This is a genomic window from Brevibacterium pigmentatum, assembly GCF_011617465.1.
Lineage (GTDB): Bacteria > Actinomycetota > Actinomycetes > Actinomycetales > Brevibacteriaceae > Brevibacterium > Brevibacterium pigmentatum.
The window spans coordinates 94,439-109,815 of sequence record NZ_CP050153.1 but is presented as its reverse complement, the minus strand read 5'-3'; the positions used below and the strand labels follow the sequence as shown (position 1 = coordinate 109,815).

Sequence of the window (15,377 nt, the reverse complement as noted above, 5' to 3'; positions counted from 1 at the left end):
TTCTCATAGGCTATCCTAACCCGGGGCCCGGGAGGACACAACAGGTTGATGCCGACTTTTTCGCTGGGCCCTTTATTCGGCCGGTCCCGCAAGCAGCATGAGACCGGCACCGGCGACGATGCGCCGGTACACCGGCTCGACGGAGAAGGTTTCACCGTCGGCTTTGAGGAGTCCGAGCTCGGTGAGCTCCTGCAGCTCGTCTGCCAAGAGCGTGGAGAGTCGCTCGGCGCGCACCTCGCCGAGGTCGAGGTCGGGGCGTTCGGGTGCCGAGTCAGGAGTGAGGATCTCGATGAGGCGTTGGGCGATCGTGATCGCCGGGGCGCCGTAGTCCTCTCCGGGAACGAGGTTGATCACGTCGAGCAGCCGCTCGTAGATGAAGGCGCCGATGACCGGCAGTGCGGTATCCGCGCTCACCTCACCCTTCTTCCACTCGTCGGCGGCGCTTCCCGGGCGGACCTTGGTGCCGGTGATCTCGGTGATCTCAGCACTCTGCATCACGGCCCACATTGCTTCGAGGACGGGCACCTCATCGGCGCTGCGCGCATAGTTCACGCCGTCTTCGTACCGGGCGTTCGACGCAACTCCGACGGCTTTGATGCCGAACTTTTCGGCCGCCTCGGCGATATCGGCCCGCTTCACCCGTCCCGTACCGGTCAACGGGCGGGAGTCGCCGATCCATTCGAGAATGCCGGCTACACCGGCGACGAGGCGATTGTGCGGCATGGGCTGCGCGAGCTGCTCCTCACTCAGGGCATTGGCTTCGACTGCGGCCATCAGGGCCGAGGGCAGCGGGTCGGTGCGCATGCTCGCGGCCTCGGCTCGGGCGCGGGCGGCGTTCCAGCGTTCGGGGTTCTCGTCGGTGTCCATGCGGAAGCGGAGATAGTTGTCGAGAGCTTCGAGGCTGTCGAGGAAGATCACCGTCGACGGCGATTCGCCATCGGTCTTCTCGGCCTCCTCCTGTCCGTCGACTGCGAAGCTTTCAAGGACGTCGAGGAGGTCGTCGGTTCCCTCCGGTTCGTTGATATCTGCGCGGGAGGACACGGCGATGCAGAACAGGAGGTGGGCGATGTCGAAGACCTCTGAGTCCTCGTCGACGTCGTCGTAGGTCTCGGCCAGCCAGTCGCGGAAGCGCTGGTAGAGCGGCATCTCGTAGACCGTCTTCTCGACCTCGTCCATTCGTTCGTCGACGCCCTGCGGATCAGCGTTGGGAGTCGCCTGTCCGCTCGCCTCGGCGCTCGATCCGCCGAGCCACTCAGGCAGGTCCTGGTCTGCGGCAGGGCCGTCCTGGACGTCCTGGTCGTCCTGGAACACTCGGTCGGTGGAGCCGTAGGTGCCGGCCACCGGCTCCGGATAACCGTCGAGCGGCATGAGCTCGTCGACGACTTCCTGCCCCGAGACCTTGTTTCGCTTGGTCAACCGCACGACCGCGGCGGCTACGGCGAGCATGGCCCCTTCGAGGACGGGGCGTCCGCTGTTGTTGGTGATGAGGCGGTCGAGGCTGTCGACGACGCGCCCTTTATGCGCCAGGGCCAGGATGTCGCGGGCCACGGCGCGGGACTTCTTCGCCGACCACTTCGGTGCCATCACTCCGCCGAGCTTCGGTCCGTGCACGTCGTCGGTGAACCATTCGTCGAGGAGGTCCATCGCTGCCCCGGTCACCTGCGCGACGCTCGGGTTGAAGTCCTGGGGGTCAGAGGGCAGGGAGGCCACAACAGCCTCGGCGGTTTTGATGTCGCCTTCGGCAGAGGCCACGGAGAACGACCGCAGCTTCCCCAGAGCCAGTCCGCGGTGGGCACCGACCGGGGTGAACAGGCGGCGGTTGTATTCCTCCTGCGCCTTCTCCATGGCTGCGTGGAATTCGGCCTCGGTGAAGTCCGCATTCGGATCATCGACGTCAATGCCTTCGGCCTTGAGGAACGGCACCAGCTCCCGCATCATCCGATCGCCCATGCCGGGGCTGTGGCTGATTTTGCCGCCCGCTGCCATTCCGTGGAATTCGGGACCGTCGAAGAAAGTAGACACGCATTGCTCCTGCCGAGGATGAACTGAAGCAATAACGGTAACAAGTCAGACCTCGTCGGCCGCACAACTGCCCCGGCATGGCCCCGCGGCTTCACCGAGATCACATTCCGGGCCGGCGCCAACCTTTCTTCACCGTCCAGCCAAACGTCCACTCGGCCTGCCGGAACCGGCCCCTTCGTCCCGAGTTAGCGACACGTTTGGCCGCCCGTCCTCACCTGCACCTAAGCCATGGAATCGTGACTCGGCTCACGCCACCATGGGGCCATGACCATTGACGTTCCCACCACAGGCCGCTCACTGCCCCAGCTGCAGCCGATCAGCTTCATCGGCGCAGATGGCCGGCTCACCGACACTCCGACCGAAGGGCTGCGGATCCCCAGCGATGCCACCCTCACCGGTCTCTACCGGCAGATGGTCCTCGTCCGCCGGTTCGAAGCACAGGTCACGCATCTGACCCGGCAGGGTCGGCTCGCGACCTACCCGTCCGCGGCGGGTCAGGAAGCCGCCGAGGTGGGGGCCACCACCGCGCTGGCCCCGAACGATTGGCTCTTCCCCACCTACCGCGACTCGGCAGCGCTGCTGACCCGCGGTGTGCCCGTGGCCGAGATCCTCGCCGCCTTCCGCGGGGACTGGCACTGCGGTTTCGACCCGCACGAATATCACACCTCACCTGCGGCGACGCCGCTGGCGACGCAGACCCTTCATGCCACGGGATTCGCGATGGCCGCGAAGCTCAAGGGCGAGGACGCAGCGACCCTGACCTTCCTCGGCGACGGCGCCAGCAGCGAAGGCGACACCCACGAGGCATTCAACTTCGCCTCCGTGTGGCAGACCCCGACGGTCTTCGTGCTGCAGAACAACCAGTACGCGATCTCCACTCCCCTGCGGGAGCAGACGAACGCGACGATGCTCGCCGACCGGGCCGCCGGCTACGGAATGCCGGGCCTGCGCGTCGACGGCAATGATGTCGCCGCCGTGTTCGCCGCCGTCTCGGCGGCGCTGGCGCGCGGTCGGAACGGGGACGGTCCGACCCTCATCGAGTGCCTCACCTACCGGATGGAGTCGCACACGAACTCCGACGATCCGACGAAGTACCGTGACACCGAAGAGGTCGAGCACTGGAAGCAGTTCGATCCCATCGACCGTCTCGAGAAGTATCTGCGAACGACCGGTGCCCTCGACGATGCGACAGTCGCAGAGATCGCCGAGGCAGCCGAGACCCTGGCCGCGTCCGTGCGCGATGCGATGAACCAAGAGGCCGAGGTCGACCCGCGCGAGCTCTTCGCCCACGTATATTCGACCCCGCGCACGGCCCTTGCCGAACAGCAGCAGGTCCTCGAAACCGAACTCGCCGCGGCAGGCTGCGCATGAGCGTCGAAGCGGGAACCGAACCGACCACCGACCCCACCACCGATCCGACCGCGGTGAACGACGAAACAGCCACGGCCGCCTCGGCGAAGGGCGACACCGCACCCGGCACTGCGCGGGCCCCCGAAGCCGGCCCCGCCCCGTCATCGGTGACGATGACGAAGGCCCTCAACCACGCGCTGCGCGATTCCCTGGCCGACGACGACACTGTGCTCATCTTCGGTGAGGACGTCGGCCGCCTCGGCGGGGTCTTCCGGGTCACCGAAGGACTGCGGGCCGAATTCGGGTCGAACCGCGTTTGGGATTCCCCACTTGCGGAGTCCGGCATCATCGGCACCGCAATCGGCATGGCGATGAACGGGATGCGCCCGGTCGTCGAGATGCAGTTCGACGCCTACGCCTATCCGGCGTTCGAGCAGATCGTGTCCCATGTGGCGAAGATGCGGAACCGGACGAAAGGCCGGGTCAGCCTGCCGATCACGATCCGGATTCCCTATGCCGGCGACATCGGCGGGGTCGAGCATCACTCGGATTCGTCCGAGGCCTATTGGACGTCGACGCCGGGTCTGACCGTCGTCACGCCGTCGAATCCGGCCGATGCGTATTCGCTGCTGCGGGAGTCGATCGCCTCCGACGATCCGGTCGTGTTCATGGAGCCGAAGTCGCGGTACTGGATGAAGGAGACGCTGAGCCTGCCCGTGTCCACGGCACCGATGAACCGCGCTCAGGTCATCCGCGAGGGCACCGACGCCACCCTGCTCGCCTATGGACCGACCGTGCGGACGGCGCTGGATTCCGCCGAGGCGGGAGCCGAGCACGGACTGTCCATCGAGGTCATCGACCTGCGCACGCTCTCGCCGTTCGACGACGAGACGGTGTCTCAGTCTGTGCGCAAGACCTCGCGCGCGGCGATCATCCACGAGGCCGCCCAGTTCGGCGGATACGGCGCCGAGGTGGCCGCCCGCCTCACCGAACGCAACTTCACCTATCTGTCGGCCCCGATCCTGCGGGTCACCGGGTTCGACGTGCCGTATCCGTCGCCGAAGCTCGAGGAGTTCTACTTGCCCACCATCGAACGCGTGCTCGATGCGCTCGAGTCCTGGGATTGGGAGCTGTGATGAGTGCTGATCTGAGTGCAGGTATGCGCGACACGGGCACGCGCGAGTTCATCCTTCCCGACCTCGGCGAAGGCCTCACCGAGGCGGAGCTGATCTCCTGGAAGGTCGAGATCGGGGACGAGGTCCACGTCGATCAGATGGTCGTCGAGGTCGAGTCCGCGAAGTCCGTCGTCGAACTCCCCTGCCCGTACGCCGGGCGGATCGTCAGCCTTCACGCGAACGCCGGAGACACCGTCAGTGCAGGTCAGGCGCTGCTCTCCGTCGCCGAGGCGGGGGCTGGGGCCGATGCGCCGGCGTCGGATGGTGGCGAGGCTGTAAACGCGACGGCGAGCGCAGATGGTGGACATCCCGAGTCGAGCGGTGCGAACCTCATCGGCTACGGCACCTCCGAACCGAAGACCCGCTCGACGAAGAAGCGCTCGTTCGGCGGCAAACACGCGGCCGCACCGGTCGCGACATCCACCGCCGCACCGACTGTGGCTCCCGCGGTTCCGACCGTCATCCCAGCTGCTCCTCCGCAGCCGCCGACCGAAACGCCAGCCCCTGCCGGCGACTCTTCGACCGTTGCGACCGACCGCGTCTCCCCCGTGTCCTCACCCCTCGTGCGCAAGCTTGCGAAGGACCACGGAATCAGTGCCAAGCATCTGCCCGGCACCGGCCCCGGCGGGGTCGTGACCAGGTCCGACGTGCTTGCCGCCATCGAATCTGGGGCGGGCGCAGCCGCCACACGCGTCCCCGCGGGGACGTCCCCGGTCGCCCAACCGCACGTGGGAACGGAAGGCACAGCCGGCTCGGCGAGCGTGCCTGTATCCGGTACGGCCGCCTCGGCGAGCGTGCCTGCCTCCATCCCCCACGCCGACCGCGATACCCGCACCCCGATCACGGGGCTGCGGAAGGTCGTATCCGAACGCCTCACGAAGTCGCGGCAGGAGATCCCCGAGGCGACCATCTGGCTCGATGTCGATGCCACCGAACTGCTGGGCACGAAGCGCTCGCTCGAGGCGCGCACCGGTGAGAGATATTCGCTGCTGTCGCTCGTCGCCCGCTTCGTCGTGGCCGGATTGAAGAAGTATCCGATCATCAACTCGTCGATCGATACGACTGCCGGCGAGATCGTCACCCACGGCGACATCAACCTCGGCTTGGCCGCGCAGACCCCGCGCGGACTTATGGTCCCCGTCGTCCACGGGGCCGGCGAGATGAGCCTGCGGCAGCTGCGCGACTCCGTGTCCGAGACCGTCGGGAAGGCCGCCTCGGGCAGGTTCGATCCCGCGGAACTCTCCGGCGGCACGTTCACCTTGAACAACTACGGGGCGTTCGGCGTGGACGGCTCGGCCCCGATCATCAATCTCCCCGAGGTGGCCATGCTCGGCCTCGGCCGGATCAAGGACCGCCCGTGGGTCGTCGACGGTGAGCTGACCGTGCGCAAGGTGATGTACCTGTCGTTCGTCTTCGACCACCGGGCGTGCGACGGTCAGGAGCCGAGCGAGTTCCTCACCTTCGTGGCCGACTGCATCGAGAACCCGATCTCGCTGCTGCCCGAACTCTGACGAGCGCTCTCGATCAACTCGAAGCTCGAAAAAGTCGTCACTCGCGACGACTTTTTCGAGTTTCGCGTTGACTGAGCGGGGACGAACTCAAGCACCGAGCGGCGCTGCTGCTCTTCCGATGTCGAGACGCGGCCAGTCCGCGAGATCCGCCAACATCTGCCGGTCGTGGGTGACGACGATGAGCGCCGCCGAGGCGGTCCCGAAGGACTCCGTGAGTTCGTCGACCAGCGAGGCGGACAGGTGGTTCGTCGGTTCATCGAGGATGAGCACGTCGGGTTCGACCGCCAGACACATCGCCAGCTGGAGTCTGCGCTGCTGACCCTGCGAAAGTCGGTGAACCGGTATCGTCGAGTCATCCGCCGAAAGCAGCCCGAGGTCCTGCAGGGTAAGGTCGCCGGACAGTGACGACCGTAGTGCATAGTCCTCGAACACACGGGCGGCGGTGTCGGCGGCGTTCCATTCGGGCACCTCCTGACTGAGCAGCTCGACCCGTGCCTGCGGATGTCTGTGCACCTCTCCGGAACTCGGATCGAGACGGCCGGTGAGGACGTCGAGAAGCGTCGACTTGCCGGTGCCGTTCGCGCCGGTGATGAGCAGGCGGTCGCCGGGAGCGATGCTCAGAGACACCGTCTGCCTCATCCGCCCTTCAACGGTGACCGATTCCGCTGCCAGCAGTGAGCCGCCTTCCGCTTCCCACCGCTCGTCCTCGGATTCCGATACGTCCGGGCACTGCAGACGCAGAGGCGGCTCGGGCACTTCCACGGCGTGCCGTTCGAGGTCTTCGACGCGACGGTTGAAGGCCTGCACGACGCCGGCGGTCCTCGTCGCGCGAGTGTGCTTGCCGGTTCCCTTCGGCGGACGCCACCCCGTGCTCAATCGGGATCGGGCGTCATCGGCGGCTTCGGACAGTCGGGCGTGCTCGGCCACCTCGGCGAGGTAGTCCTGCTCCCACTTCTCACGGTCCCGACGTTTCCCCGCCACCCATCCGCGGTAGCCGCCGGAGTAGTTCCGGTGGCGTCCGTCGCGACTCGGATCGAGATCGAGGAATTCGTCGGCGACATCGTGAAGCAGCGCCCTGTCATGGCTGACCAGGGCGAATCCGCCGTGTCGGGTGCGCAGTCGCTCGGTGAGGAACGCCAGTGACTGGGCGTCGAGGTGGTTCGTCGGTTCGTCGAGAAGCAGGATGTCCGTGCTCGAGCCGAGGACGACGGCCAGACGCACCCGGTACCGCTGGCCCACCGAGAGGCTCGCGAGGCTCCGCGTCCGGTCCGAGCACGCGGACAGCCCCGACAGTGCCGTGTCGATGCGACGCTCACCGTCCCATGCGTCGAGGCGGGTCGCCCATTCAAGGGCGTGGGTGAAGGCCTCGTCTGCCCCGGGTTCGTCTCGTGCCATCGCCTCGCCGGCTGCGTCGAGAGCGGCCAATGCGGCCTTCTCCTGGCTCAGGGATTCATTGATGAGGTCGCCGACTGTGCGGTTGTCATCGGCGTCAAGGGCCTGTTCGAGCAGGGTGACGGTACCTGACCGCCTCAGCACTCCTTGGTCGGGAGGAAGCGTACCGGCGAGGACGTGGAGCAAGGTCGTCTTGCCGCTGCCGTTCTCGCCGACGACAGCCAGTCGCGTACCGACAGAGACCGTCAGGTAGAGACCAGTGAGGATCTCGCGGTCGCCGCGCATGATGTGAATGCCTTCGGCGCGGATGTGTGCGGCAGATCCTGCGGACAGGTCGAGTTCGGGGGATGAAGATGTTGATTTCGGCATCGTGGTCTTTCAGCTCGTCGTGGAGCCGGACAGCATGAAGCCACCGTCCGGCGAGGGCCAGGACGGCGCACGAGAGTGATGTGAAGGGTCCCGCCGCCGTCAGCGGCGGCTGCGGAGCCTTCTGGAGGGCATACCGAAATTCATGGCACCAATTCTAACAGCGAGATATTTGTGTATTAGTCCCGGGGACAGCGAGCCACTGGCGGAGTCGTCCCAAACGACAGGGCGAGCGGTGTGGTCGAAGTTCCAGCCATTCCAGGTCCAGACGATCAGGCCGAGCGCGGCTCCGGATGGATCTCAACCCGCAGGTTCAGCGCCTTGGTCACTTGCAGGACTGTTGACCAGGTCGGATTTCCATCCTCCGACAACGCCCTGTAGAGGCCGTCGCGGCTCATGCCGACTCGGCGAGCCAGGTCGCTCATATTTCCTGATCGAGCGATGATCCCGAGCGCCGCCGGAAGGGCACCTGGGTCATCCGCGGCATCTTCAAGGGCCGTCTCCAGCAAGATCGCGGCATCATCGGCAGTGGCAATGTGATCAGCGGCGTCGAAGATCGGATACTTCACGTCGTCAGTCATGTCCACCCTCCTTCCTCTGGTCCAGCTTCCAAGTATCAGCAAGCTTCTTCGCAGCGGCTATGTCCTTACCCTGCGTCGATTTGTCACCACCGCAGAGCAGCACGATCAACTCAGACCCGCTCTGAAGGAAATAGATCCTGTAACCGGGACCGGAATTGATCTTGAGTTCAGACAACCCGTTTCCGATCGGTGCCACCTGGCCAGGATTCCCGTGCGCAAGACGATCCAGTCGAAGCAGAATGCGGACACGAGCTTTCTCATCCTTGAGGCCCTTGAGCCAACGATCAAATGTTCGGGTAGTTCGAACAACAGCCACGTGTCGATTATATCTGACACTTTTGCGCTGCGCCAGGATCCACATTGTCAGCTGACTGCTCGGTCATCTCCGTCAGCATAGCTCTCCGATTCCACACTTCGGACGGCCATTTCGTCTGTGACTCACGGCACTAGCCTTGCCGAGGCTGCCGACCGGCTGCCGGTGTCGAGTGAAAGAAGGTCGCTCATATCGCAATCTGACGATTCGGCCCCAACGTCAGGGCCACCTCGGCGGCGGTATTCGCTGGTCCTCCTCATCGTTCCCGTCATCCTCTACGTCCTCACCCCGGTCGTGGCGAACTCGGTCGAGCCGCGCGTCGCCGGATTGCCGTTCATCCTCACCTATACGATCGCGGTCACGATCCTCACCTGGCTCTTCGTGTGGATGACCGCTCGCGGCGACCGGTACTACCGGCACGATCTGCCCGAGCACATCCCCTCCGATGTCGCATTCGGTGAGGACCACGAGATCGAGGAGGCCGGGAAATGAGCACCCCCGCGATCATCGCCTGCATCATCTTCGGCCTCGCAATGCTCGCGACCATCGGCATCGGCATCTGGTCCGGCCGCGGCCGGGAGAAGTCGCTGGACGAATGGTCGGTGTCCGGGCGGGGGCTCGGCTTCGTCTTCATCCTGCTGCTCATGGCAGGCGAAACGTATACGAGCTTTTCGTTCCTCGGCACGGCCGGTTGGTCCTACTCCTACGGTGTGCCGATCCTCTACCTCATCGGGTACCTGAGCATCGGTCTCGTCGTCGCCTACCTCGTCGGCCCTCTGTTCTGGACCTATGCCGCCCGGCACAAGCTCGTCAGTCTCTCCGACATCGTCGAACACCGGTTCCGCTCGCGTGGGTTGGCGATCCTCGTGGCTGTCCTCGCGACGATCTTCGTCGTCCCCTACATCGAGCTGCAGATTCAGGGCATGGGTGCAGTCGTCAACGCCATGAGCTACGGCGCGATCGACCTCAAGGTCGCCGCCATCGTCTCCTTCATCGTCGCCGAGGCGTTCATCCTCTTCTCCGGACTGCGCGGTTCCGCCTGGGTCAGCGTCCTCAAGGACGGACTGGTCATCCTCGCTGTCGCGTTCCTTGCGATCTACGTACCGCTGCACTATTTCGACGGCCTGGCTCCCCTGCTTGACCGCGTCGTGAGTGAGAAATCTCAGTGGCTGACCTTCCCCGGTGCAGGCGATGGCATCTACGGGGGTGCCTGGTTCATCTCGACGATCATCCTCAACGGGATCACGATCACCGTGTTCCCCACGTCGATAGCCGGCTACCTGTCGGGCACCTCGGCGAATGCTCTGCGACGCAACTCGATCATTCTGCCGTGGTATCAGCTGCTGCTCCTCGTGCCGATGATGGTCGGTGTGGCTGCACTCTTCGTCGTCCCTGCCCTCAGAGACGCCGACCTGGCCCTGTTCTCCGTGGTCATCGAATCCCTGCCCGCGCCGATCGTCGCGATCATCGGCGTCGCAGGCGCGCTCTCGGCGATCGTGCCGATGAGCGTGTACATGCTCTCGATCGGTTCGATGTGGGGACGGACTGTCTTGGGCGGCGGCTTGGCCGGACCGAAGAACGCCGCCTCGATGACGCCTGAGCAGCTGAACGCACGTGGCCTGCGGCAGAAGACACTGTCCCAGTGGGTGTGCCTGGCCGTCGGCATCATCGCCCTGATCATGAGCCTGCTCATGCCGGATGCGCTCGTCGAGCTCTCCGTGCTCAGCTACGAGGGCCTGGCACAGGTCGTGCCGGCCGCGCTGCTGTCCCTGTACTGGCCGCGCATGAGCAAGCAGGCAGCAGCTGCGGGTCTCTTCGTCGGCTCCGTCGTCATGGTCGCCCTCCACTACACGGGACTCGACCCGCTGCTCGGGATCAACGGCGGTCTCTGGGCTGTCGCGGCGAACCTCATCGTGGTCGTCATGGTCACGCTGGTCAAGCCAGACCCACGGTGGGTACCGAAAGCCCAGCGTCAGGCGCGCACCGAGGCGGCGGCGTTGTAGGTGCGAGCCCCTCGATCAACTCGAAGCTCGAAAAAGTCGTCACTCGCGACGACTTTTTCGAGTTTCGCGTTGACTGAGCGGAAGCGAGCTCACCCGTCGAGCAGCGCTGCCGCGTACATCGGACGTGCCGCATCCGCGCTCGGCGGGTGGAAGAGTCCGGCCGTGGCATCGCGGAAGAGGCGGGAGAGTTCGTGCTTGTTGCCGAACCCGCTGCCGCTCGTGCACATGAGGGCGACTTCGGCGTTGCGGCGGGCCGCCTCGGCCGATTTGATCCTGGCCCCCACCAGGCGCAGCGGCCAGCCGGCGCCGTGGTCGATGAGGTCGTCGAAGTCCCGAGCGTAGGCGTCGATCATCGCAGTCACCGGCATGAAGTCAAGGTGCGCATCGGCCAGGCGGGTCCGGGCTTCGGGCACTTCGGCGAAGGTGACGCCGGCCTTCGCGGACTTCCGCTTGTGCAGACCGGCGGCACCCAGCTCGAGCGCCCGTGCCGCGACTCCGGCATAGACGGCGGCGATGAGCAGCTGGAAGTTGCTCGTGATCGCGAAGGTGAGCAGATCGGGGTGCTTGCCGGCGGGGATGACGCGTGAGACCCGTTCGGGTTTCATCGGCACGTGGTCGAGGATCGTCGCCCGCGACTGCGAGGCCCGCATTCCCAGCACATCCCATTCGTCGGAGACCGTGATGCCGGGTGCATCGCGTTCGATGAATCCGTAGACGAGCTGACCTTCGGCCGGCTCGTCCGCATCGGGACCGGCGATCCCGTCGTCGTCGGAGGCCACGGCACCGTGGACGATGAGCCTGGTCCACACGGGAGACAGCGAGGTGAAGATCTTCACCCCGGTCAGTTCGTATCCGCCGTCGGCCGTCGACACCGCCTCGGTGTTCGAGCCCTGCAGGACCCAGTCGTTCGACGGCTCGGAGATGCCGAAGGCGAAGATCTCACCGGCCATGACTTCGTCGAACACCCAGTTCAAGCTGTCGTCCCCGCGGTCGTTCAATGCCTTGACCACGCCGGTGGTCATGAGGTGCATGTTGATGGCCAGCGCCGTTCCCGGGGCTGCCGATGCCAGCCGTTGCTGAAGTCGGGAGACCTCGAACAGGCTCAGCCCTGGCCCGCCATGCGACTGCGGGACGAACAGCTGAAGATAGCCGAGGTCCCCCAGTTCGGCGAGGTCTTCGTCGAAGAATCGGTTCTCCCGGTCATAGACGTCGGCTCGTTCGCGGAATCGTTCGAGCACATCATCGGGCAGGTACCGCGCGGCGAGCTCGCTCACGCGTGTCTCACGGTCGGTCATCGGCTCTCCTTCGTCGAGGGGTCGTCTGCGTCCGTCGAGGGGTCGGTCGCGTCTGTCGAGGGTGTCGCGGTCTGCGCGATGCGGCGCAGGATGATCGCGCCGTTGTGCCCGCCGAAGCCGAACGACGTTGACAGGACGGTGTCCACGGCCGCCGCGGCGAGGTCCTGCCCACCACCCATCTCACGGGCGTGACCGGCGACGATGTCCCAGTCGGGGAATTCATTGTCGTCGAGGTTGAGCGTCGGGGGCAGCGTCTGGTCACGCATCGTCAGGGTCGCGATGATCGCCTCGACGACTCCCGATGCGCCGAGGAGGTGTCCCGTCATCGATTTCGTGGCGGAGATCGGGATCGTTCGTCCAGCCTCCCCCAAGGCCGCGTCGAAGGCGGCGAGTTCGGCCCGGTCGCCGGCCGGTGTGCCCGTCGCGTGGGCGTTGATGTGGTCGATATCGCCGGGTTCCAGCCCGGCATCGTGCAAAGCCTGGACCACCGCCGAGGCGGCTCCCCGTCCCTGCGGATGCGGGTTCGTCGGGTGGTGGGCATCGCTGGCGGCGCCGAAACCGGCGAGCTCGGCCAGCGGCATCGTCCCACGTGAGGCCGCCGAGTCAGCGGATTCGAGGAGGATCGCAGCCGCACCCTGGCTCATGACGAAGCCGTTGCGGGCCTGGTCGAAGGGGCGGCTGGCGGCGGTCGGGTCGTCTTCGAATCCGGCGGCGAGCGCGCGCATATTCGCATTCGAGGCGAGATTCACCGGACCGAGGCAGTCCTCCATGCCGACGACGAGCACGGCGTCGGCGTAGCCGTGGCGGATGCGGCGCATCGCCTCGCCGAGTCCGATCGCCCCGGAGGCGCACGTCGCCGAGACTCCCTGGCCGGGACCGCGCAGGTCGAAGCGCTGGCTGATGAGCGCCGCCGCGGAGTCCGGTGCTCCGTGGATGGACAGGGTCAGCGGAACGGACCTGGGGCCGTCGGCGTCGAGGCGACGCGTCGCCTCCTGCATGGCGTCGACGGGTCCGGAGCCGGTGGCCGCGATGACTGCCGTGCGGTCACGGTCCCAAGGCAGATCGTCGGCCGCGGATTCGATTCCGCCTGCGCGCATCGCCTGGTCGGCCGCGGCGATGGCCCAATGTTGGACGGGGCTGAGTCGGCGGGCGAGCGCCCGGGGCAGAACCGCCTCGGCGTCGAAGTCCTTGATCTGCCCGCCGATTCGCACGGCGAGGTCGTCGAACTGCTCACCTGCGAGGACGTCGATGGCGCTGGTGCCGCTGCGCACAGACTGCCAGAGGGTTTCGGGGTTCTGGCCGCTCGGGGTGATGGCTCCGAGTCCGGTGAGGACGACCTCGCGCACGCCGTCTGTCCGGTGCCGATTGCTCCGGGATGCGTTCACAACCGCTGTGCCTTTCCGCTCATGACCAGGTCAACGGTTTCGTGGCGTCGAATCTTCCCGCCGACGGTCCGCGGAAGCCGGTCGAGTGAATAGAACCGTCTTGGCACGAACTGCGGGGCCAGTTCCGCCCGGGCGTGGTCGAGCAGTGCTGCTTTGTCGGGCGCAGTCGATTCGCCATCCCCGGCATGGCTCCCGGAACCCAGGGCGCCTGATTCGATGACGAGGGCGACGATGCTGCCGAGACCGTCGTCGGGCAAGGCGATCGCGCAGACCTCGCCGAGGCGGCCCGGCCCCGACCGCGGATCCTCGCGGTCGTATTCCTCGAAGGCGCGTTCCACCTCGGGCAGGGACACTTTGTGCCCTCCGGTGATCGCGATGTCACCGGCCCGTCCGGCGAGTTGGAGGAGTCCGTTTTCGATCCGTCCCTGGTCACCGACCGTGGCCCAGCCGTCGGGGCGTCGCAGCTGAGCGTCGGTGGTGCCGGTGACATAGCCGTCGGAGCAGGCGGCGGCCCTGATCCAGACCGTGCCGATCTCTCCGTCGGGCAGCCGGGCACCGGATTCGTCGCGGACCTCGACGCCGATGGTGTCGTAGATCGAGATCCAGGTGCCGTCGCCGTCGCGGCTGTCGCCGATGAATCCGATCTCGGCGGCACCGTAATAGCTGATCAGCCTGGTGTCAGGGAGGACGTCGGCGAGTGCCGAGCGGATGGAAGCGGGCAGGTTCGCTCCTCCGGTGACGACGAGGTCGAGACCGTGGAAGCTCTCAGGTGTTCGGCGGGCCGCCTCGGCGAGGGCCTTGACGACGGCGGGCACGGCGACGACGCGGGTGATGGCTTCGTCGGTGATGCGCGACCCCATGGTGAACGGGTCGAAGTCGTCGGCGACGTGGACGCTGCCGCCGGTGGCGAGGCTTTCGACGACGGCGTAGAGGGTGAGGCTGTAGGACACGGGGCCTGGGGCCAGGCTGGCTACTCCGGCGAAGGGTTCGAGGTGGGCCGAGGACACAGCCACGTTGTCGCGGTACTGCTGGCGGGTCTTGATGAACGCCTTCGGGTTGCTCGTCGTGCCGGAGGAGAAGAGCATGAGGAACGGCTCGGACGCCGCACGGACGGTCGGCGGTGCGGTATCGGCGGGGTCGATGGCGGTTTCACGGGCGCGGAAGTCGGTCGCGGTGATGACGGTTCCGGTCCATCCGGCGGCGGCGAGCGCCTCGGCGAGACGGGTCGAGTCGCTGATGACGAGGCCGATTCCGGTGGTCGTGATGACTCCGACCTGATGGTCGAGCGGCCAGCGGGGGTCGATCGTGGCCGAGACTGCGCGGAAGCCGGCGAGGCCGGCGATGATGCGGGAGGTCTCGAACGCCGAGGTGAGGCTCACTGCCGTGATCGGGGTGCCGTGGGTTTCGGGAGCAGGATTCGGCGGGTCGGTCTGGGCACTGTGGAGGGCGTCGACGGCGGCGAACATCGTGGCCGAATCCCGGACGAGCTGAGCATAGGTGAGGGAACGTGGGGCTCGTGAGCCTTCAGCAGGGTCGGCGCTCTCATCGGGGGCAGGGCTGCCAGAGTGGCCGCCGACGATGGCCAACTGGTCCGGATCGACGGCCGCAATCTCGAGGATCCTCGACGTGATGGGCAATTCCGTCCTCCTCGAACTCGTTCCTCGCGGGCCCGTTCCGGCCAGCACGTGCCCATTCCTCAGCCGGCGTCAGCCTGCCCCGGGCACAGATCCTCAGTATAGGAGCGGCTCGATCGGCCCGTGGGTCAGGGTTGTCCTCCGCCGACGTGCCTCCTGCGAATGGCTTCGCCGCGACATCCGCGCAGAGTTCGAGGTAGATCCACCCGCAGGGAGCACCCCAGCACACTGGAATCGGCTAGCCGAGGTCCAGCACAGCGAAGAACGGGCTGGGTGCCGAGAAACGCATGCGCACACGCGTTTCTCGACACCCATCCCGTTTCTCGACGAAGGCTGAGGCCAACCTCGAG

At 66.3% G+C, this 15,377-nt stretch carries 12 protein-coding genes; 5 read left to right on the top strand and 7 right to left on the bottom strand.

From position 1 onward, the window contains the following. Positions 1-72 precede the first annotated feature (72 nt). A complete protein-coding gene (locus GUY30_RS00460; RefSeq protein ID WP_167193158.1) occupies positions 73-2,022 on the bottom strand; it encodes a hypothetical protein in 1,950 nt (649 codons plus the stop codon). A 264-nt stretch (positions 2,023-2,286) separates the two neighbouring features. On the opposite strand from GUY30_RS00460, the gene pdhA reads away from it, so the two are divergent. From pdhA to GUY30_RS00445, 3 genes are read left to right on the top strand one after another with little or no spacing between them, the layout of a single operon-like run. Beyond that, positions 2,287-3,393, top strand: a complete 1,107-nt coding sequence (pdhA, locus tag GUY30_RS00455; protein ID WP_167193156.1) for a pyruvate dehydrogenase (acetyl-transferring) E1 component subunit alpha — start codon at positions 2,287-2,289, stop codon at positions 3,391-3,393. Further along, entirely contained in the window at positions 3,390-4,508 is a 1,119-nt protein-coding gene (locus GUY30_RS00450) for an alpha-ketoacid dehydrogenase subunit beta (RefSeq protein WP_407645292.1), read from the top strand. Before pdhA ends, GUY30_RS00450 begins: the two co-directional genes overlap by 4 nt. Further along, the gene (locus GUY30_RS00445; protein WP_228281558.1) at positions 4,508-6,058 is read left to right on the top strand and encodes a dihydrolipoamide acetyltransferase family protein; all 1,551 of its coding nucleotides are present in this window, start codon (positions 4,508-4,510) and stop codon (positions 6,056-6,058) included. Before GUY30_RS00450 ends, GUY30_RS00445 begins: the two co-directional genes overlap by 1 nt. Positions 6,059-6,145: 87 nt before the next feature. On the opposite strand, the gene GUY30_RS00440 is transcribed toward GUY30_RS00445, so the two are convergent. From GUY30_RS00440 to GUY30_RS00430, 3 genes are all read right to left on the bottom strand, one after another. Continuing rightward, complete coding sequence (locus GUY30_RS00440) at positions 6,146-7,819, bottom strand: ATP-binding cassette domain-containing protein (RefSeq protein WP_167193154.1); 1,674 nt, start codon at positions 7,817-7,819, stop codon at positions 6,146-6,148. Positions 7,820-8,088: 269 nt separating this feature from the next. After that, a complete protein-coding gene (locus tag GUY30_RS00435; RefSeq protein ID WP_009884979.1) occupies positions 8,089-8,397 on the bottom strand; it encodes an addiction module antidote protein in 309 nt (102 codons plus the stop codon). Then, positions 8,390-8,713 carry a type II toxin-antitoxin system RelE/ParE family toxin gene (locus tag GUY30_RS00430; protein ID WP_009884978.1) on the bottom strand — a complete coding sequence of 108 codons (324 nt, stop codon included), beginning with the start codon at positions 8,711-8,713 and terminating at the stop codon, positions 8,390-8,392. The genes GUY30_RS00435 and GUY30_RS00430 overlap by 8 nt, the downstream gene beginning before the upstream one ends. A 117-nt stretch (positions 8,714-8,830) precedes the next feature. Between GUY30_RS00430 and GUY30_RS00425 the strand changes: the two genes are divergently transcribed. Both GUY30_RS00425 and GUY30_RS00420 read left to right on the top strand, forming a co-directional pair. Continuing rightward, the gene (locus GUY30_RS00425; protein ID WP_228281556.1) at positions 8,831-9,202 is read left to right on the top strand and encodes a DUF3311 domain-containing protein; all 372 of its coding nucleotides are present in this window, start codon (positions 8,831-8,833) and stop codon (positions 9,200-9,202) included. Continuing rightward, on the top strand, positions 9,199-10,713 hold the full coding sequence (locus tag GUY30_RS00420) for a sodium:solute symporter family protein (protein ID WP_167193150.1): 1,515 nt from the start codon (positions 9,199-9,201) through the stop codon (positions 10,711-10,713). The genes GUY30_RS00425 and GUY30_RS00420 overlap by 4 nt, the downstream gene beginning before the upstream one ends. 89 nt (positions 10,714-10,802) lie before the next feature. Here GUY30_RS00420 and GUY30_RS00415 read toward each other — a convergent pair whose 3' ends face one another. Genes GUY30_RS00415 through GUY30_RS00405 form a run of 3 tightly spaced genes read right to left on the bottom strand, consistent with a single transcriptional unit; the run spans position 10,803 to position 15,030 of the window. Beyond that, positions 10,803-12,008 carry an acyl-CoA dehydrogenase family protein gene (locus GUY30_RS00415; protein WP_167193148.1) on the bottom strand — a complete coding sequence of 402 codons (1,206 nt, stop codon included), beginning with the start codon at positions 12,006-12,008 and terminating at the stop codon, positions 10,803-10,805. Continuing rightward, complete coding sequence (locus GUY30_RS00410) at positions 12,005-13,354, bottom strand: beta-ketoacyl-[acyl-carrier-protein] synthase family protein (RefSeq protein ID WP_228281554.1); 1,350 nt, start codon at positions 13,352-13,354, stop codon at positions 12,005-12,007. The genes GUY30_RS00415 and GUY30_RS00410 overlap by 4 nt, the downstream gene beginning before the upstream one ends. A 35-nt stretch (positions 13,355-13,389) precedes the next feature. Next, positions 13,390-15,030: a class I adenylate-forming enzyme family protein gene (locus tag GUY30_RS00405; protein ID WP_167193144.1), complete on the bottom strand. Its 1,641-nt coding sequence runs from the start codon at positions 15,028-15,030 to the stop codon at positions 13,390-13,392. Between the last annotated feature and the right edge of the window lie 347 nt (positions 15,031-15,377).

What these genes read in the sequence shown, in the direction of transcription:
- GUY30_RS00435 (WP_009884979.1), bottom strand. Translation starts at nt 8,397, where the DNA reads ATGACTGACGACGTGAAGTATCCGATCTTCGACGCCGCTGATCACATT.
- pdhA (WP_167193156.1), top strand. Translation starts at nt 2,287, where the DNA reads ATGACCATTGACGTTCCCACCACAGGCCGCTCACTGCCCCAGCTGCAG.
- GUY30_RS00415 (WP_167193148.1), bottom strand. Translation starts at nt 12,008, where the DNA reads ATGACCGACCGTGAGACACGCGTGAGCGAGCTCGCCGCGCGGTACCTG.
- GUY30_RS00420 (WP_167193150.1), top strand. Translation starts at nt 9,199, where the DNA reads ATGAGCACCCCCGCGATCATCGCCTGCATCATCTTCGGCCTCGCAATG.
- GUY30_RS00450 (WP_407645292.1), top strand. Translation starts at nt 3,390, where the DNA reads ATGAGCGTCGAAGCGGGAACCGAACCGACCACCGACCCCACCACCGAT.
- GUY30_RS00445 (WP_228281558.1), top strand. Translation starts at nt 4,508, where the DNA reads ATGAGTGCTGATCTGAGTGCAGGTATGCGCGACACGGGCACGCGCGAG.
- GUY30_RS00440 (WP_167193154.1), bottom strand. Translation starts at nt 7,819, where the DNA reads ATGCCGAAATCAACATCTTCATCCCCCGAACTCGACCTGTCCGCAGGA.